General features: G+C 69.7%; 18 protein-coding genes. 9 read left to right on the forward strand and 9 right to left on the reverse strand.

Going from position 1 to position 17,278, the window contains the following annotated elements; genetic code table 11:
* Positions 1-34: 34 nt before the first annotated feature.
* The gene (locus tag ACWCOV_RS14940; protein ID WP_449829792.1) at positions 35-565 is read left to right on the forward strand and encodes a GNAT family N-acetyltransferase; all 531 of its coding nucleotides are present in this window, start codon (positions 35-37) and stop codon (positions 563-565) included.
* Between the two features lie 54 nt (positions 566-619).
* Complete coding sequence (ychF, locus tag ACWCOV_RS14945; RefSeq protein ID WP_449829793.1) at positions 620-1,696, forward strand: redox-regulated ATPase YchF; 1,077 nt, start codon at positions 620-622, stop codon at positions 1,694-1,696.
* An 88-nt stretch (positions 1,697-1,784) separates the two neighbouring features.
* Here ychF and ACWCOV_RS14950 read toward each other — a convergent pair whose 3' ends face one another.
* Complete coding sequence (locus ACWCOV_RS14950; protein ID WP_449829794.1) at positions 1,785-2,042, reverse strand: PH domain-containing protein; 258 nt, start codon at positions 2,040-2,042, stop codon at positions 1,785-1,787.
* Between the two features lie 151 nt (positions 2,043-2,193).
* On the opposite strand from ACWCOV_RS14950, the gene ACWCOV_RS14955 reads away from it, so the two are divergent.
* A complete protein-coding gene (locus ACWCOV_RS14955) occupies positions 2,194-3,354 on the forward strand; it encodes a phosphotransferase enzyme family protein (RefSeq protein WP_449829795.1) in 1,161 nt (386 codons plus the stop codon).
* Positions 3,355-3,396: 42 nt separating this feature from the next.
* Positions 3,397-4,122 carry a class I SAM-dependent methyltransferase gene (locus ACWCOV_RS14960; RefSeq protein WP_449829796.1) on the forward strand — a complete coding sequence of 242 codons (726 nt, stop codon included), beginning with the start codon at positions 3,397-3,399 and terminating at the stop codon, positions 4,120-4,122.
* Here the strand turns inward: ACWCOV_RS14960 and ACWCOV_RS14965 are convergent.
* Positions 4,106-4,996 (reverse strand): aminoglycoside phosphotransferase family protein, encoded by an 891-nt coding sequence (locus tag ACWCOV_RS14965; protein ID WP_449829861.1) that lies wholly within the window; start codon positions 4,994-4,996, stop codon positions 4,106-4,108. The two genes, ACWCOV_RS14960 and ACWCOV_RS14965, sit on opposite strands and share 17 nt — an antisense overlap.
* 53 nt (positions 4,997-5,049) lie before the next feature.
* A complete protein-coding gene (locus ACWCOV_RS14970) occupies positions 5,050-5,700 on the reverse strand; it encodes a LysE family translocator (RefSeq protein ID WP_449829797.1) in 651 nt (216 codons plus the stop codon).
* A gap of 159 nt (positions 5,701-5,859) precedes the next feature.
* On the opposite strand from ACWCOV_RS14970, the gene ACWCOV_RS14975 reads away from it, so the two are divergent.
* Positions 5,860-6,036 carry a DUF5302 domain-containing protein gene (locus ACWCOV_RS14975; RefSeq protein WP_449829798.1) on the forward strand — a complete coding sequence of 59 codons (177 nt, stop codon included), beginning with the start codon at positions 5,860-5,862 and terminating at the stop codon, positions 6,034-6,036.
* A 74-nt stretch (positions 6,037-6,110) separates the two neighbouring features.
* Here ACWCOV_RS14975 and ACWCOV_RS14980 read toward each other — a convergent pair whose 3' ends face one another.
* Genes ACWCOV_RS14980 through ACWCOV_RS14995 form a run of 4 tightly spaced genes read right to left on the reverse strand, consistent with a single transcriptional unit; the run spans position 6,111 to position 10,065 of the window.
* The gene (locus tag ACWCOV_RS14980) at positions 6,111-6,539 is read right to left on the reverse strand and encodes an SRPBCC family protein (RefSeq protein ID WP_449829799.1); all 429 of its coding nucleotides are present in this window, start codon (positions 6,537-6,539) and stop codon (positions 6,111-6,113) included.
* Positions 6,529-6,846: an ArsR/SmtB family transcription factor gene (locus ACWCOV_RS14985; protein WP_449829800.1), complete on the reverse strand. Its 318-nt coding sequence runs from the start codon at positions 6,844-6,846 to the stop codon at positions 6,529-6,531. Before ACWCOV_RS14985 ends, ACWCOV_RS14980 begins: the two co-directional genes overlap by 11 nt.
* Positions 6,847-6,886: 40 nt before the next feature.
* Complete coding sequence (locus ACWCOV_RS14990; RefSeq protein ID WP_449829801.1) at positions 6,887-8,980, reverse strand: alpha/beta fold hydrolase; 2,094 nt, start codon at positions 8,978-8,980, stop codon at positions 6,887-6,889.
* 26 nt (positions 8,981-9,006) lie between these two features.
* On the reverse strand, positions 9,007-10,065 hold the full coding sequence (locus tag ACWCOV_RS14995; RefSeq protein WP_449829802.1) for a class I SAM-dependent methyltransferase: 1,059 nt from the start codon (positions 10,063-10,065) through the stop codon (positions 9,007-9,009).
* A gap of 92 nt (positions 10,066-10,157) precedes the next feature.
* On the opposite strand from ACWCOV_RS14995, the gene ACWCOV_RS15000 reads away from it, so the two are divergent.
* Complete coding sequence (locus tag ACWCOV_RS15000; RefSeq protein WP_449829803.1) at positions 10,158-12,848, forward strand: helix-turn-helix transcriptional regulator; 2,691 nt, start codon at positions 10,158-10,160, stop codon at positions 12,846-12,848.
* A 64-nt stretch (positions 12,849-12,912) separates the two neighbouring features.
* Positions 12,913-13,542 (forward strand): DedA family protein, encoded by a 630-nt coding sequence (locus ACWCOV_RS15005; RefSeq protein ID WP_449829804.1) that lies wholly within the window; start codon positions 12,913-12,915, stop codon positions 13,540-13,542.
* Here ACWCOV_RS15005 and ACWCOV_RS15010 read toward each other — a convergent pair.
* Positions 13,529-14,752, reverse strand: a complete 1,224-nt coding sequence (locus ACWCOV_RS15010) for an aminotransferase class V-fold PLP-dependent enzyme (protein ID WP_449829805.1) — start codon at positions 14,750-14,752, stop codon at positions 13,529-13,531. The two genes, ACWCOV_RS15005 and ACWCOV_RS15010, sit on opposite strands and share 14 nt — an antisense overlap.
* Between ACWCOV_RS15010 and ACWCOV_RS15015 the strand changes: the two genes are divergently transcribed.
* Both ACWCOV_RS15015 and ACWCOV_RS15020 read left to right on the forward strand, forming a co-directional pair.
* Positions 14,751-16,130, forward strand: coding sequence for an aminotransferase-like domain-containing protein (locus tag ACWCOV_RS15015; protein ID WP_449829806.1), 1,380 nt, complete (start codon positions 14,751-14,753; stop codon positions 16,128-16,130). The two genes, ACWCOV_RS15010 and ACWCOV_RS15015, sit on opposite strands and share 2 nt — an antisense overlap.
* Positions 16,127-16,321 carry a hypothetical protein gene (locus tag ACWCOV_RS15020; protein ID WP_449829807.1) on the forward strand — a complete coding sequence of 65 codons (195 nt, stop codon included), beginning with the start codon at positions 16,127-16,129 and terminating at the stop codon, positions 16,319-16,321. Before ACWCOV_RS15015 ends, ACWCOV_RS15020 begins: the two co-directional genes overlap by 4 nt.
* On the opposite strand, the gene ACWCOV_RS15025 is transcribed toward ACWCOV_RS15020, so the two are convergent.
* Complete coding sequence (locus ACWCOV_RS15025; RefSeq protein WP_449829808.1) at positions 16,318-17,142, reverse strand: acyltransferase domain-containing protein; 825 nt, start codon at positions 17,140-17,142, stop codon at positions 16,318-16,320. The two genes, ACWCOV_RS15020 and ACWCOV_RS15025, sit on opposite strands and share 4 nt — an antisense overlap.
* Between the last annotated feature and the right edge of the window lie 136 nt (positions 17,143-17,278).

Below are 17,278 nucleotides of genomic sequence, written 5' to 3' on the forward strand. Positions count from 1 at the left end.
ATACTTCATCGGCAAGAGATGGGGAGGTGGCGCGATGGATCCGAAGGTGGTCTACGAGACGGAACGGCTCGTGGTGCGCGACTGGGTGGACACCGACGAGGACCGCGTGTTCGACATCTACCGGCGCTGGGAGGTCTCGCGGTGGCTCGGCGCCGAGCCTCGCGTGATGACGGCCCGCGACGCCGCCGCCCAGGCGATCGCGCGCTGGAACGACCGCAACCAGGACCTCGTGTACGGCGTCTGGGCGGTGGAGGAGCGCTCGACGGCCACCGTCGCGGGGACCGTGCTGCTCGCCCCGCTGCCCGATCCGTCCGACGGGACCGAGCACAAGGGCGAGGTCGAGGTGGGCTGGCACCTCCACCCCGACGCCTGGGGCCGCGGCCTGGCCACGGAGGCGGCCCGCGGTGCGATCGCGCACGGGTTCAGGGGCGGCCTGGACGAGATCTACGCGGTGGTCCGCCCGGACAACGCCGCGTCCCTGGCGGTCTGCCAGCGCCTGGGCATGCGCTCGCTGGGCCGGACGAGCCGCTGGTACGGCGCGGAGCTCGAGGCGTTCCTGATCTGACCGGCGGGCCGCGGATTGGGGTGCGGCGGGGTTGGCCGCGTACCCTTGACGCCCGTGGCACTCACCATCGGAATCGTCGGGCTCCCCAACGCGGGCAAGTCCACCCTGTTCAACGCCCTGACCAAGAACGACGTGCTCGCGGCGAACTACCCGTTCGCGACGATCGAGCCCAACGTCGGCGTGGTCGGGGTGCCGGATGCGCGGCTGGGCAAGCTGGCCGAGCTGTTCAGCTCCGCGAAGGTGATCCCCGCCACGGTGCAGTTCGTCGACATCGCCGGGATCGTCCGCGGCGCGTCCGAGGGTGAGGGCCTGGGCAACAAGTTCCTCAGCCACATCCGCGAGTCGGACGCGATCTGCCAGGTCACCCGGGTGTTCCGCGACGACGACGTCACCCACGTCGACGGCAAGGTGTCGCCGGCCGACGACATCTCCACCATCCAGACCGAGCTGATCCTGGCCGACCTGCAGACCGTCGAGAAGGCGATCCCGCGGCTGGAGAAGGAAGCCCGGCTGAAGAAGGAGAGCGCCGTCGTGCTGGAGGCGGTCCGGGCCGCGCAGAAGCACCTCGAGGCCGGTACGCCGATCATCGCCACCGACGTGGACCGCGACGCGATCCGCGAGCTGATGCTGATGACGGCCAAGCCGTACCTGTACGTCTTCAACTGCGACGCCGACGAGCTCGCGGACGAGCCGCTGAAGCAGCAGATGCGGGACCTGGTCGCGCCGGCCGAGGCGATTTTCCTGGACGCGAAGTTCGAGGCGGAGCTGGTCGAGCTCGGCGACGAGGACGAGGCCCGCGAGATGCTCGCCGAGATGGGCATCGACGAGCCCGGCCTGGACGTGCTGGCCCGGGTCGGTTTCGAGACACTCGGCCTGCAGACGTACCTCACCGCCGGGCCGAAGGAAGCCCGCGCCTGGACGATCAAGCGCGGCGCCACCGCCCCGGAGGCCGCCGGCGTCATCCACACCGACTTCCAGCGCGGCTTCATCAAGGCCGAGATCGTCTCGTACGACGACCTCATCGAAGCCGGCTCCATGCCCGCCGCCCGCGCCGCCGGCAAGGTCCGCATGGAAGGCAAGGACTACACGATGCAAGACGGCGACGTAGTCGAGTTCCGCTTCAACGTCTGAGAAGAGCTAACCCCTTCGGGGGTGGTGTGGTGGAGACGGCGACGTAGTCGAATTCCGCTTCAACGTCTGAGAAAACCCTGCGGCGGTCTTATCGGCTAGTGCCCTGCAGCATGTTCCACAGGATTACGTTGTGGGCGTGCAGGGCTTTCTCGTGGCCGCGGAAGGCGATCTCGTAGGTCTTGCCGCCGGTGTCGATGGCGATCGTGCTCGAGGAGGCGAACTTACCGAGGACGTTCTTGTCGGACACGTACGACACCGACCTGATCCGGCTGTACGGGATGCTGGTCACGGCGGCCTGCTTCCCGAGGAACGAGTTGTCCTGGATGATCACTCGGGTGCTGGTCAACCCGAAGGGCGTTGCCTGCGGGGGGTGGGGTCGGGTAGCTTCGGGGGAGCGTGGTTGGGGCCGCGTCGAGACTCGCCGGAAGGCTGGAAGCCACCCTGGATGGTGGCTTTCTCTTGGGGCCTGTGCGAGTCCGGGTCCGGGAGGATCTGTCGTGAGACATTTGCCGGACAGCCCGAGTCTGGGCTTTCTGCGGAAGCAGGCGAAGGATCTGCTGGTCGCGCTACGGGAGTCGGATCCCGGCGCATCGTTGGCTACGGCGCAGCGGACGTTGGCGGTCGAGTACGGGCTGCGTGACTGGGCTGAGTTGAAGGCCGAAGCCGTACGGCGGGCCGCGTTGGCGCCTGTCGTACCTGATGGGCTGGCCGAAGCGTTGGCAGGCGCGTTCGGTCTCGGCCGGGTCACCCAGCCGGCAGCGGCGGTTTCGTTCAGTTTGATGGGGCGGTGCTGGTCGATCAGCACGGACCGCGGGCGGTGGCTGGCCGTCACCGTCTACCCGTGGATCACGGCCGATCAGGCCGAGCTGGGGTCGAAGCTTCGCGATGCGGCGGTGGCGGCCGGGATCACCGCGCCGACTCCGGTACGCAGTCCCGAAGGGCGCCTGATCGAGACCGTGCAAGGCGACAACTGGCGGGTGCACGAGTGGATCGAGGTCGGTCCGTCGCCCGTGAGCCCGACGCCGGCCGCCGTCGCGCGTGGGGTCGGCGAGATCTTCGGCACGCTGCACTCGCTGGCGATCCCGAGCGACACACCCCCGCACCCGTACGTCACCTGGCGCCGTCCGGATGCCGAGTGGAAGGAATTGCTCGACCGCGCCCGCGCGGCCGACAAACCTTGGGCGGGGCGGCTCGCCGAGCTCCTCCCGACGTTCCGGGAGTTGCACACGATCCCGGCCGACGTCGAAGGGGAGCTCATCCTCTGCAACCAGGTACTGAACCCCGAACACGTCCGCCTGAGCCACAACGACGAGCTGGTCGTCACCGAGTGGGACTTCGCCGGCTCGCTCACGCCGGAGCTCGAAGTCGCCTGGGCCCTCACCCACTGGACCTTCCGCCCGTCCCTCAATCCCACCGCCGTCGCGGCGTTCCGGGACGGCTACCTCCACACCGCCGGCCGCTGGCCCGAACTCACTCTGGCCTCGTTCGCCACCGCAGTGACCAGTTGGCTGAACTGGACCTACAACACCGTCTGCGAAGCGATCGACCCCGCCGACCCCGACCGGGCGCAGTTCGCCGAACGGGAGTCGACCGATCTCCTTGCTCGCCCGATGACCTGCCAGTCGCTCCAGCACCTGCTGACGGTCGCAGCGCCCTGAAAATGCGTCGCCCGACCCTGGGCCGCGGCCTAGGGTCGGGGGATGGTCGATGCGAAATTCGGACTGCCCCGGTTGGCTCGGATCTACGACGCGCTGGATCCAGGGCGCGGGGATCTGGAGCACTACGTCGCGATGGTCGACGAGTTCGGCGCGCGGCAGGTGCTGGACGTCGGCTGCGGGACGGGCGAACTGGCCTGCTGGCTGGCCCGGCTCGGCGTCGAGGTGGTGGGCGTCGACCCGGCCGAGGCGTCGCTGGAGGTTGCCAAGGGCAAGGAGTTCGCCGACCGGGTGCGGTGGATCCACGGTGACGCGACCACGCTGCCGCCGCTGCAGGCCGACCTGGCGGTGATGACGGGGAACGTCGCACAGGTGTTCCTCACCGACGAGGACTGGGCCGCAACGCTGCGCGGGGTGCGGGATGCGCTGCGTCCCGGTGGGCGGTTCGTGTTCGAGACGAGGGATCCCGCGCGGCGGGGTTGGGAAGAGTGGACCCGCGAGCGCACGCACGCGGTGACGGACATTCCCGGGGTCGGCGAGGTCGAGTCCTGGAGCGACCTGGTCGAGGTGAAGCCGCCGTACGTGTCGTTCCGGGCCACCTACGTGTTCGGGTCCGACGGTGCGGTGCTGACCTCGGACTCGACCCTGTGGTTCCGGGAGCGGTCGGAGGTGGAGGAGTCGCTGAAGAACGAGGGGTTCGCGGTGGACGACGTACGGGAGGCGCCGGACCGGCCCGGGAAGGAGTTCGTGTTCGTCAGTTCGCGGCGGTGAGCAGGGCCGTCAGGGTGTGGTGCGCGGTGCGGGACATCACCGGGTTGGTCTCGACGTAGTACCAGAGGCATCCGATGGCCTGGGCGAACGACCAGCCCATGCCGCGGCGCCACTCGTCGTCGTCGCTGCCGAGCGCCGATCGGAACGCCGAACGGGCGTCGGTATCCAGAAGGTTCCACGCCGGGGCGAGGTCGATGGCCGGATCCGCGACGGTGAACGTGCCGACGTCGATGACCCCGGCCAGCCGGCCGTCGGAGGCGAGCAGGTTGCCGGGCATCAGGTCGCGATGCGCCCACACGTCCGGCTCGGTGCGCGGCGTCGTCCGCAGGTCCTCCCAGAGCAGCTCGAGCGCGTCGGCGTCGATCATCCCGCGGCTGCGCTCCAGTCCGTCGGCGACATAGTCGTCGTGGGTCGTCAGTACGCCGCCCCGCCACGAGCCGGCGAACACGCGCCCCTCGGTCGGTACGGCGCGCAGCGCACGCACGAACGTGGCCAGATCCTCGGCGAACCCGATCGAGCCGGCGACGTCAGCGTCGTACGCGATCGTCCCTGGCAGCCAGGTGTAGACGGCCCACGGCAGCGGGTACCCCTCGCCGGGGTCGCCCAGCTCGAGCGCTTCCGGAGTCGGGTACGGCGAGATCGCATGCAGCCGACGTGCCGCCTCGGCTTCCGCTTCGAGGTCCTTCCGAGTCGCGGCCGCGTCACCCGGCTGGATCGGGAACCGCGCAACCAGGCCCTCTCCGATCCGGAACAGCGCGTTCACCGTCCCGTGCGACCGCACCGGCCGGACCGGCAGATCGCCCCACACCGGGAACTGGGACCGGACCAGCCGAGCCACCAGGTCAGTCGTCACGTCCAGCTGTCCAGGATGCATCGGCACGCCCAGCAGTATCGGGGACGCACTCACCCGCCGCACATCAATTAGGCCTAGTGAGTGGCGAGGGGCCGGGCGCGGTCGGTGACGAGGCGGATGGCGAAGAAGGCGAGGGCGGTGCCGGTGAGGTAGCGGTGGATGCGCATCCAGGTCGGGCGGCGGGCCAGGAAGACGGCGACCGAGCCGGCGGTGATCACGAAGACCGCGTTCACGGCGACCCCGACCGCGCTCTGGACCAGGCCGAGGATCAGGCTCTGGGCGCCGAGGTGGCCGCGCGACGGGTCGAGGAACTGGGGCAGCAGCGAGATGTAGAGGATCGCGATCTTCGGGTTCAGCAGGCAGGTGAGCAGGCCCATCCCGAACAGCTTCCGCGGCCTGTCGGGTTCCAGCTCCTGGGTCGCGAAGGCCGAGCTGCCGCCGGGGCGGAACGCGTTCCAGGCGAGCCAGAGCAGGTACGCCGCCCCCGCCAGCTTCAGCGTCAGGTAGATCTCGGGGACGAGCGCGAACAGCGTGGCGAGTCCCGCGCTCGCGGCGATCGTGTAGACCGTGAAGCCGACGCCCACGCCGGCCAGCGAGATCAGCCCGGCGCGGCGGCCCTGGGCGACCGATCGGGACACCAGGTAGATCATGTTCGGCCCGGGAGTGAGCACCAGGCCGAGCTCGACCAGTGCGATTCCGAGCAGTGCCTCACCGCTGACCAGCACGAAGATCCCCTTTCGTCGGCTCGAACCTAACAAGGTTCGCCGCGCTCGGCCGGGGTTTTTCCCAGGCTGAGACAGGCCAACGGTCGGTAATCGGGTCGCGGTCAGGGGTTACTGTTGGTTAGCGTGGGTCCGTACGCCTGACGGTTTGAAGGAGACGGTATGAGCGACAAGTCCAGCAAGCCGGCGGACGATCTGCAGAAGAAGTTCCGTGAAGCGCTCGAGAAGAAGAACGCTCATCACCACGCGCACCCGGGCTCCGGGACGCGGCGTGAGGGTGTCGGCGAGGCGCACAACGACAAGCAGAAGCGCCAATTCCGGCGCAAGTCCGGCAGCTGATTCCGCCAACTGTCCATCCATCCGCCTGAGCCCCGGGTTGCCGCCCGGGGCTCGACCATTCCAGTGCCTGGATGTCAGGCTCGAGCGGCCCGTTGAGCGTTCAGCAATCCGGCCAGCCGGCCCAGCTCCGGCTCCCAGCCCTGGCGGTGGTTGGCCGCGTCCTCGGCGGTGGTGAAGCCGGTGTGGGTGAGGAGCATCCGGGTGCCCTCGGGTACTTCGGACAGCTCCACCTGGACTCGGGTCGGCGCGCCGGCGGTGCCGTCCCAGTGCCAGCTGAAGGCGAGCCGGTACGGCGGTTCGACCTCGAGGTAGGTGCCGCGGACAACGTGTGGGCCCATCTCGACCACGTAGTCACCGCCGACCCGGACGTCCGCCTGGACCTTGAGCTCCAGCTCCGGGTTCGGGCAGTACCACTGGGTCAGCAGCTCCACCCGGGTCCACGCGTCGTACACCTTCCGAATGGTTGCCGGCAGCACCCGTTCGATCCGGATGTCAGGTTCCATCCCCGCCTCCTCGCAGCAGTTCTTCCAGCCGGTCGACCGTGCTGTTCCAGTACGTCGTGAGGTCGCCGAGCCAGTCCTCGACCTCAGTGAACGCCTCCGGCCGGATCGTGCACACCACCGTCCGGCCGACCTTCCGCCGGGTCACCAGCCCGGCATCCACCAGCACCCCGACGTGCTTCGTCATCGCGGGCAGGGTGATCCGGTGCGGCTCGGCGAGCTCGCCCATGGTCGCGTCACCCCGGCTGAGCCGGCTCACGATCGCCAGCCGGGTCGGGTCCGCCAGCGCCCCGAAGGTCGTCGTCAGCACGGAGAACACTTCACCAATTGGTGAAGTATCTGTCAAGCGTTCACAGCAGGTTGGCCAGCAGCCGGGCGGCCCGGGCGGCGCCGTCTGACTCCACTGCCCGGTAGTCGGGTTCGGTGTTCAGAGCTTTGGCGATCGTCTCAGCGAGATAGGCCGGGTCGGCGGCTTCGGTGTAGGTGAGGCGGTGGCCGGCGTTGTAGCGGTCCAGGCGGGCGGCTACGTGGAAGTTCTGCTCGAAGTGGTGCTGCAGCGGGACGTAGATGAACGGCACGCGGGCGGCGGTGAGCTCCATGCAGGTGGTGAGGCCGCCCTGGGTGATGGCGAGGTCCGCGGCGGCCAGGTGACGGTGCAGGTCCGGTAGGTAGCCGCGCAGCGTCACGCCTGGGATCGACGGGAAGCTGCTGGGATCGATCCGCGGGCCGGTGACCACCACGAAGTTCAGCTCGGGCACCAGACGCCGCGCCGCCGGGATCGCGTCGAGCACCCGGCGCAGCAGCGACGATCCGACCCCGGATCCGCCGACCGTCACCACACAGAGCAGGCCGTCCGCGGGGTAGCCGAGCGTCGTCCGGTCGACTCGTTCGGGGACGAACCCGGTGACGTAGCCGGCGAAGTCGAAGTTGCGCTCGGTCCATTCGCGGATCCTGGGCAGCCCGGGGCCGAAGGAGGCGTCGACGATGTCGTCCGGGTCGCCGACGAAGACCGACCGGTCCCGCAGCCGGCCGTACCGGGCGCGGTGCTCGATCATCTCCGCGTTGTAGTCCGCGGTCAGCCGGGCCTCGCGGGCGCCGCCGTCCGGCATCGGCAGCCAGCCGACGAAGTCCGTCATCCAGGCGTACGCGAACCGCTTGAGCTCCGGGTTCTCGTGCAGGAAGTAGTCCACCTCCCACGCCTCGTCCCCGATCACCAGGTCGTACGGGCGCTCGGCGACGACGTCGGCGAAGGTGAGGAAGTTCGCGACCAGGACCTCGTCCATCCGCCGGATCGTCTGGAACACCTGCAGGTCGTGCTCGCCGGCGTCGTACTCGATGTGCGTGGACTCGTTGCAGAGGTACGACGACGCCGGGTGGACGGACTCGCCCGCGTCTTCGAGCACGCGCGTCACCGGATGCTGCGCGAGCCAGTCGATCTGCAGGTCCGGGTGGTGCGTGCGCAGCTCCCGTGCGATCGCCAGGTCCCTCCGGGCGTGGCCGAGTCCGATCGGTGACGACAGGTAGAGCGCCCGCTTCGGCCGGCTCATCGCCCGGACCCAGGTACGCCGTACCGGCCGCGGAGCGACCCGGTCGATGAAGTCACGCAGCAGCCGGTTGACGATGACCGGGTCGCGGGCGTGTGGCGCGTGGCCACCGCCCTCGACGGTCACCAGTGAGCCGCCGGTCGCCTCGGCCAGCATCACGCCTTCGAGGTGCGGCCGGATGGCGTCCTGCTCGCCGTGGATCACCAGCACCGGGCAGGACACGTTGGTGAGCAGCTCCGGCGGCTGGTGGACCTCCCGGGCAAGCTCGGTGTCCACCAGCCGCTCGGGGCTGATCTCCCCTCCCCAACCCACGCAGTCCTCGATCTGCTTGGTGGAGTGCGGCTCGTTGAACAGCTGCTCGAAGAAGTACTCGAGGAAGTCGTCGTACCCGCCCTCGGTCCAGTAGTACCGGTTGTACTTCGCCCAGCCCTCTGTGGCCTCGTGGCGCTGGTGGAACGTCCACTGCGTACGCTCCTCCAGCTTCGGCGCCAGCCTGGTCGCCGGACCGATGCACACGATCCCCAGCACGCGCTCCGGCTGCGCCAGCGCCAGTTGCAGCGCCCACGGGCAGCCCCGGGAGAACCCCACCAGCACACAGGACTCGGTCTCGGTCGCGTCCAGTACGGCGCGTGCGTCCGCGACGAACTCGGAGTCGTTGTACGCGTCCGGGCCCACCGGCCGGTCGGAGCGCCCGGAGCCGCGGCCGTCGAAGGTGATCACCCGGTAGCGCCGGGACAGGTACGGGACCTGCGCCTTCCACATCCGGGACGGCACGATCGACCACGTCGGCAACAGCAGCACTGCCGGTCCCTCCGTGCCGTGCACGGCGTAGCCGATCGTCACCCCGTCGCGCTCCACCGTCCCCTGCAGATCAGGTGTCAGCGCAGGTCTCTGAGTCATCGCTCTGCCCCCTTGCCCTCAATGTCTCAGGGCCGTACCTCGTACACCAGGTTGAACGGCGTCTGCGCGACCGTGCGGAACCTGGTGAACCCGGCTGCCGTCGTGACGTCCCGGATCCGTGCCGGACCGGCCTGGGTGCCCAGAGCGAGCCCGACCGGCTGGGACAGCGACCCAGGAGTGCACAGCAGGGTCGAGAAGCCGTAGTACGCGCGGCCGACCGGGTTGAGGTTGTCCTCGACCTTGTCGCCGGCCATCGGCTCCACCACCATCCAGGTGCCGTCGGGCGCAAGTGCCTCCCGGACGTGGCGGGCAGCGCCGACCGGGTCGCCCATGTCGTGCAGCGCGTCGAACGTCGTCACCAGGTCGTACCCGGATCCGCTGAAGCTGTCCGCCGGCGCAGCCTCGAAGCTGATCTGCAGACCGGCCTCGGCCGCCCGCAGCCGGGCCGTCTCGATCGACTCCCGGTGGTAGTCCGAGCCGGCGAACTCGGACCGCGGGAACGCCTGCGCCATCAGGATGGTCGACGACCCGTGGCCGCAGCCGATGTCCGCCACCTTCGCGCCCCGCTCCAGCTTGTCCACCACGCCTTCGAGCGCGGGCAGCCAACTGGTCAGCAGGTTCGCGTTGTACGACGGCCGGAAGAACCGCTCGCACCCGACATGCACGTCGGAGGTGTGCTCGTGCCACCCGATCCCCGCACCGCTGCGTGCCGCCTCGATCGTCTCCGTGGTGTGCTGCACGGTGCCGAGCGCGATCTGGAAGAAGCCGGGCAGGTACGCCGGGCTGCTGGGATCCGTGAGCGCCACGGTCTGCTCCGGCGGCAGCGTGTACTCGCCGGTGCTCGGGTCGTACTCGACGTAACCGCCCGCGGCCTGCGCGTTCAGCCACTCGCGGGTGTAGTGCTCGCTGGTGTTGGTCCGCTCGGCCAGCTCTCCCGGTGTCGCCGGCCCGTCCTCGGCGAGTGCCTGGTAGTAGCCGAGCCGGTCGCCCATCACCACGAGCGCCGCGTTCAGCGTCGCCCCCACCTCGTCCACGGCCTGGTAGACCAGCCCCATCAGCTTCTCGCCGTCGATTGCGACAGTCATGTTCTCCGCCCCCTTGCTAGTCAGTACGGCGAACCTAGGCAAGGCTGCTCGCCCGTCGCATCAGGTGGCCCACCTGGTGCAGACTGCGAGACATGCTGATCGGGCGGGAGGCCGAACGCCGGGCGATCGAGCAGCTGGTCGCGGGGGCCCGGGTGGGGGTGGCCGGCGTGCTGCTGGTCACCGGCGAGCCGGGCATCGGCAAAACCGCGCTCCTCGACGAGGCCGCCGGCCTGACCGAAGGCCTCCGCCTGCTCCGCGCCCGCGGCACCGAGGCCGAACACGACGTGCCCTTCGGAGCCCTCCACCAACTCCTCCGGCCCGCGCTGCCGGACCTCGACCGGATCCCGCGCCCGCAGCAGGCGGCGCTGGCTGCTGCGCTGGCGCTCAGCCCCGGGGACAGCACGCCCGACCGGTTTGCGGTCGGTGCTGCGACGCTCAGCCTGATCTGCCGGTACGCCGAGCAGGCACCGGTCGCCGTGATCGTCGACGACGCGCACCTGCTCGACCGTCCGTCGGCGGAAGCCCTGCTGTTCGCGGCACGGCGGCTCCTCGCGGACCCGATCATGTTGCTGATCGCCGCCCGGCAGCACGAGTCACATCCGCTCGCGGAGGCCGACCTGCCGACCCTTCCGCTCGATGGCGTGCCGCTGGAGGCCGCACAGCAACTCGTGCGCGGCCTGCCGGTCGACCTGGTGGCTCAGCTGCACCGGACCGTCGCCGGCAACCCCCTGGCGCTGCTGGAGTTGGCGGGGGAGCCCGACGAGCTGCGTCGGCTGTCACCTGGTGTGCCCGTGCCTGTCCCGGCGCTGCTCGCGGAGGCCTTCACCACAAGGGCAAACCGGCTCAGTCCGGCCGCGCGCACCGCGCTGCTCGCGGCAGCCGTCGACGATGGTGAGCTGGGTGTGGTGGCGAGAGCCTGCAAGGAGCTGGGGGTCGACATCGGAGCGCTCGCCGAGGCGGAGACTGCTGCTCTGGTGGCCATGCGGGATGGTCGTGTCGAGTTCCGTCATCCGCTGGTTCGGTCGGCGATCTACATGAGTGCTGACGCGGCAGAGCGCCGTACTGTGCATCGGGCGGTGGCGGGAGCGACGCAGGACGAGGACAAGCGGGCGTGGCATCTGTCCGAGACTGTGCTCGGCTTTGACGACCAGGTGGCGTCCAGACTCGAGCTTGCAGCGGAGCACGCAGCAGGGCGTGGCGCGTACTCGGTCGCGGCCACCGCCTACGAGCGCTCGGCTCGACTGAGCGATGTACTGACGGACCGTGCGGCCAGACTGGTCGCTGCAGGTGAGGCCGCATGGTCTGCGGGCCTCCCGGACTGGGCAGACGCGCTTCTGGACGAAGTACTGGCGTTGAAGCCACCGCCGACGACCAAGCTGCGGGCGCAGGAGGTCCGCGGCGACATAGCGGTCAAGTGCGGTTCGCCTGCTCGAGCACGCGACATCCTGGTCGCGGCCGCCGTGGAGAGCGATGACGAGGCCACAGCCACTGTGCTGCTGGCCGATTCGGTCAGCGCGTGTTTCCGGATCTGTGACACGGCGACTGCGTTGGCCGCTGCGAAGGAGATCGACCGTTTGCTCCCCGCTGTCGAGCGCCAGGGGCCACGCATCATCGGCATGCTGGCCAGCGGCGTCGCCAAGATCCTTGCTGGGCAAGGCGGGACCGACCAGATCCGCCAAGCTGTCGACCTGGCTCCGTCGGACGAGCTCGACCGCGACCGGCGGCGGCAGGTGTGGATGGCGATCGCGCCGCTGTTCCTGCGGGAGAGCGGCACGGGCAGAGCACTGCTGCAGCAGGCGATGCTGGAGCGCCGGGACCAGGTCGCGCTGGGCGCGCTGCCGGGGCTGCTGTTCGTGCTGGCGCGCGACGACGCCACTACTGACCGCTGGGCCGACGCTGTCACGTCGTACGACGAAGGTGTCCGGCTGGCGCGGGAGACCGGGCAGACGACGGAGTTGGCGATGAATCTGGCCGGTCATGCCTGGCTGGCTGCGCACCAGGGCCGTGCGGAGTGCCAGGAGCTTGCAGCGGAGGCGTTGCGCATCTGCACCGAGCGGGAGATCCACCTGGGCACGGTGTGGTCGTTGTTCGCGCTGGGCGACTACGAGCTGGGTCGTGGCGATCCGGCGGCGGCGTTACCGCAGTACGAGCGGCTGGTCGACGTACTGGCGTCCAACGGGCTCAGGGACCCGGATCTGTCGCCGGCACCGGAGTTGGTGGAGGTGTATCTGCGGCTGGGGCGGCCTGACGACGCGGTGACGGTCGCGGGGGAGTACGTCGTGCAGGCGGAGGCCAAGGGGCAGCCGTGGTCGTTGGCGCGGGCGGCTCGGGTGCGGGGCGTGGTGAACGAGCGCGAGGAGGCGTTCGAGCGGGCGCTGAGGTGGCATGCGGAGACGCTGGACGTGTTCGAGCGGGCCAGGACCCAGCTGGCGTACGGCGGCTGGCTCCGGCGCGCCCGGCGACGCGTAGACGCGCGGACGCAGTTACGGGCTGCCGTTGAAGCGTTTGATCAGCTGGGAGCCGCTGGGTGGGCCGACCAGGCGGCCATGGAGCTGAAGGCGACCGGCGAGACCGCACGTCGGCGCGTGCCGAGTACGGCGGACGAGCTGACACCTCAGGAGCGGCAGATCGCGTTACTGCTCGCGGACGGGCAGAGCATCCGCGAGGTGGCGGCCCGGCTGTTCCTCAGCCCGAAGACCGTCGAGTACCACCTGCGCAAGGTCTACGCGAAGCTCGGCGTCCACTCCCGCACCGAGCTCGTGGGCGTGCTGAACAACGGGTGAACCCCCGCTGAATCACAGCGATGGGATTGTGGCGGGTTTGGCTTCGGATGGCATCCTTGGCCGGGTGACAGAGTTGATGGAGGCAGCGCGACAGCTGCTCAGTGTCGCGATGGCCTCGCATTGGCTGCTGCTTGTGCTGTTCCTGGCGGCCGCGATCGACGCGGTCTTCCCGGTGATCCCGAGCGAGGGCCTGGTGGTCACGGCCGGCATGGCCGCCGCCGCGGGACACCAGAACCTGCTGCTCGTGATCGTGCTGGCGATGCTCGGCTCGGTCATCGGCGAGTCGGTCTGCTACTTCATGGGCCGTGGCTCCGGCCCGGCCCTGCACCGCTGGATGAAGCGCCAGGAACGCAGACAGGCGGCGTACGACAAGGTGTCCGCCGCGTTGCACTCCCGCGGCGGACTGATCCTCATGACGGTCCGCTATGTCCCCGGCGCGCGCATGGTCGCCACGCTGGCCGCCGGCGCGACCCGGTACTCGTTCAAGAAGTTCTTCGTCTTCACCTTCGCCGGCGTCACCATCGCGTACACGTACGTCGCTCTGCTCGGCTACCTCGGCGGTGACGCGTTCGCGCACGACTCGCTGAAGGCGCTCGGCTTCAGCCTCAGCCTGGCGTTCCTGATCGGCCTGGTGATCGAGACCTCCCGCCGGATCGCCGTACGGCGCCGCGCGGCGAAGGTCATCGCCGAGTAGCCAGCTCCTCGACCGCGGCGGCCACCAGTTCCACCTCCGCCTCGGTGTTGTAGTAGTGCGGCGACAACCGCAGGCACCACTGGACGTCCTTGTCGCCGAAGTCGTACTGCGCGAACTCCCGGAAGCTGAGCGCCGAGTTGATCCGCCGCTTGTCCAGCTCCGCCTTGAACGGCGCGCTCTCCCAGCCGTCGATGCTGAACGTCACCAACGCCGCCGGATCTGGTCCCTGGTCGAGCACCGTCACCCCTGGCAGCGGCCTGAGCCGCTCCCGCAGCCCGGCCGCCAGCTGTCGGGCTCGGCTGCCACCAGGCTCGATCCCGACCTCCCGTGCGTACCGGACCGCCTCCGCGCACCCGAGCAGCGCGGCGTACGGGAACTCCCAGTCCTCGAAGCGAGCCGCGGTCTCCACAGCCTGGTAGCTGTCCGGCCCGCTCCACTGCGCGCCGTACATGTCGATGTACTGCGGCTCGTGGCCTGCGCGCAGGACCCGGTCGGACACGTAGAGGAAGCCGGTGCCCCGCGGCCCTCGCAAGAACTTGCGCGGCGTCGCGGTGAGGAAGTCGCAACCGATCTCCTGTACGTCGATGGGCAGCTGACCGACTGACTGGCACGCGTCGACCAGGTACAGCAGGTCGAGGTCGCGGCAGTGGCGGCCGATCTCGGCCACCGGCTGGACCAGTCCCGAGTTCGTCGGAACGTGGGTGGCGGCGACCAGCCGCGGCCGGTGTTTGCGCATCAGCTCGGCCATCGCGGCCACGTCGACGCCGCCCTCCGGCAGGTCCGGGGCGTGGATCACCTCGACGCCACGCCGGCGCCGCAGGGACAGGAAGGCGATCTGGTTCGAGACGAAGTCGTTCCGGGTGGTCAGGATGACGTCGCCCGGGGCGAAGTCGATGGCTGACAGGGCGTTCGAATAGGCGTGGGTTGCGCTACTGGCGAAGGCGATGTTGTCCGGGCTGGTGTTCAGCAGGGCGGCGACCTCGGTGTAGAAACCGCGGACGGCGGCCGAGCGCTGCGCCGCGGCCTCGTAGCCGCCGATCGTCGCCTCGAGCTCGAGATGGGCCTGGACTGCGGCGAGAACCGGCCGGGGGAGCAGCCCGCAGCCGGCGTTGTTGAAGTGGACTACGTGCTCGACGCCCGGGGTATCGGCCCGCAGCGAGTCCAGTAGCAATTCTCCAGCAGTCGCAGTAGCGCTATTGTTTGCTCTCATGAATGACAGTACCACTTCGGTCGGCGCGCTGGTCGGTGAGCTGCGTCGCACGGTTGCCGGCCTGCGTCCGGGTGATCGGTTGCCGGCCAGTCGCGAGCTGATGGCCCGGCACGAGGTCGGTCCGGGCACGGTGTCCCGGGCGATCGCGCGGCTGGTCGCCGAGGGCCTGGTCGTGGCGCGTCCAGGCAGCGGCACGTACGTCGCTCCTCGCCGCCAGGCCGCGAAACCGGCCGATCTTGGCTGGCAGTCGCTCGCACTGGCCGATCGCACCATCGACACCAGATCGGTTGCGGACGATCTCGGCGTACCGGTGGAGGGGGCGGTGATGCTGGACGGCGGGTACCTGCATCGGTCGCTTCAGCCCGGCAAGGCGATGACTGCGGCGCTGGTGCGGGCGGCGCGGCGGCCCGATGCGTGGGACAGGGCGCCGATCAGCGGTCTCGCCCCGCTGCGGTCGCTGTTCGCGGCCGCGGTGGACGCGGCGCCTGAGGATGTGCTGATCACCGCAGGTGGGCAGAACGCGTTGTCGATCGCCTTCCGGGCGCTCGCCGCTCCGGGCAGCCCGGTTCTGGTCGAGTCGCCGACGTACCACGGAGCCCTCGCCGCAGCTCGGAGCGCGGGGTTGCGGCCGGTTCCGGTGCCCGTCGACGCGGACGGCGTCCGTCCCGACCTACTCGCCGAGGCGTTCGAGCAGACCGGTTCACGGGTCTTCTACTGTCAGCCGGCGCACCACAACCCGACCGGTGCGGAGCTCACCGCCGAGCGACGAGTGCAGGTCCTGGACGTCGCCCGGGCTGCGAATGCCTTCGTGATCGAGGACGATGCCTCCCGGCTGCTCGGCCACGGGACCGGTGTGCCGCGACCGCTGCTGACCGACGATGCGCAGGGCACGGTGGTGTACCTGACCTCGTTGACCAAGCTGACTGCGCCCAGCTTCCGGATTGGTGCGTTGATTGCGCGCGGCCCGGTGGCGGAGCGGCTGCGGGCGAGTCGGCACGTCGACGACTTCTTCGTCGCGCGGCCGCTGCAGGAGGCAGCGGTGGAGCTACTCGGCTCGTCCGGGTGGGATCGGCACCTCCGCTCGTTGGCACCCGAGCTGCGGCGTCGCTGTCGGGTCCTGGCCACTGCTCTCGGTGAGCTTCTGCCTGAGTGGACCGTAGACAGGCTGCCGACGGGCGGACTGCACCTGTGGGTGCGGTTGCCCTCCGCGGACGATGAACTGCGGCTGCAGGCGGAAGCACCGGCTCGGAGCGTGGTTGTCGGCGCTGGTGCTCGGCACTTCGCTGCTGAGCCGCCGGGCGCATACCTGCGGTTGAACTTCGCAGCTGCTGCCAGCGACGCCGAACTGGTGGAGAGTGTGCACCGTTTGGCTGCATGACGCGTCTGTCCCGACTTTGCCGCAACGGCGTGTCACTGACCATCCTGACTGGTCCGGCGTGGTTCGACGGACGATCGAGGCGCGCCGCCGTAATGCGGCAGGCGATGGCGCAGCGCGGGATGCTGTACGACGCCTCCGAGCCCGGGTACCTCGCCTGGCTGACCAGGTACGGCGTACCGCGGTCGACCTAGAGCCGCAGGTAGCCGTAGGCGCTCTGCCAGGTGCCGCCGGACTTGATCCGCCCGACCACCAGCCGCTGCAACGTGGTGTCCTGCGGCAGCTCGTCCAGCTTGTCGAGGCCGTGGGTGCGGAACGTGAAGAAGATCGCGCTGTCCTGGCTGTCGTTCGCTTCCCCGTACGGCGTGAAGCGGCGGCCGAACCGGACCATGTTCGAGTCCGGCGGCAGGTTGTCGAGCAGGTACGGGTCGATCAGCCAGGACCACAGGTTCGCCGTCTTGACCGGGTACTCCGGGAAGTAGCGCGGGAAGAACTCCCGGGCCCGCGCGAGGCTGTCGTCGACGAGCTCGGGGGTCAGCGGGCCGGTCTCCGGGATGTGGACACCGATGATCCACTCACCCGGCTCGGTCCCGGGCACCGGCTTGTCGGCCGGCACCTGGTGCAGCAGGTACTGCAGCCGGCCGAGCGCGTAGAGCTGGCCGGTCCAGTGGATCGTCATCCACCAGTGCGTCTCCAGGCCGTACTCGCCGAAGGTACGGCGATGCACCTTGAGCTGCTGCCCGAGGTCGGCCAGCGAGGCCCAGCTGATGTCGTCCGGGATGCCGCGCTCGGCGTGGTAGCGCCGGATGTCCGGCAGCGTCTCGAGGAAGGCCTGGACGGAGTTGCGCGGGTCCTCGGGCATCCGCAGCTGCGGTTCGGCGCCGAGCTTGCCGAGCTCCGCCCGCAGCTGGTCGGCCAGGTCCTTCACCACGGCGGGGTCCGCCTCGAAGGCCTCGGCGGCGGCGCGGTCCTCGTCGCTGAACCCCAGCAGGCGGTACTCCTCGGCAGACGTCACTCGCCAACGGTATCCGATCCCGGCGAGTCAGAGACTTACCGCTCCTCGGCCAGACCCAGGTATGCCGCCCGATGGTTTGAGCGTGTTCCGGAGTCAGCACTGTCGGTGGCGGACGCACGACATGACGTGAAGCGGA

The sequence above is a fragment of the Kribbella sp. NPDC002412 genome (assembly GCF_053592935.1).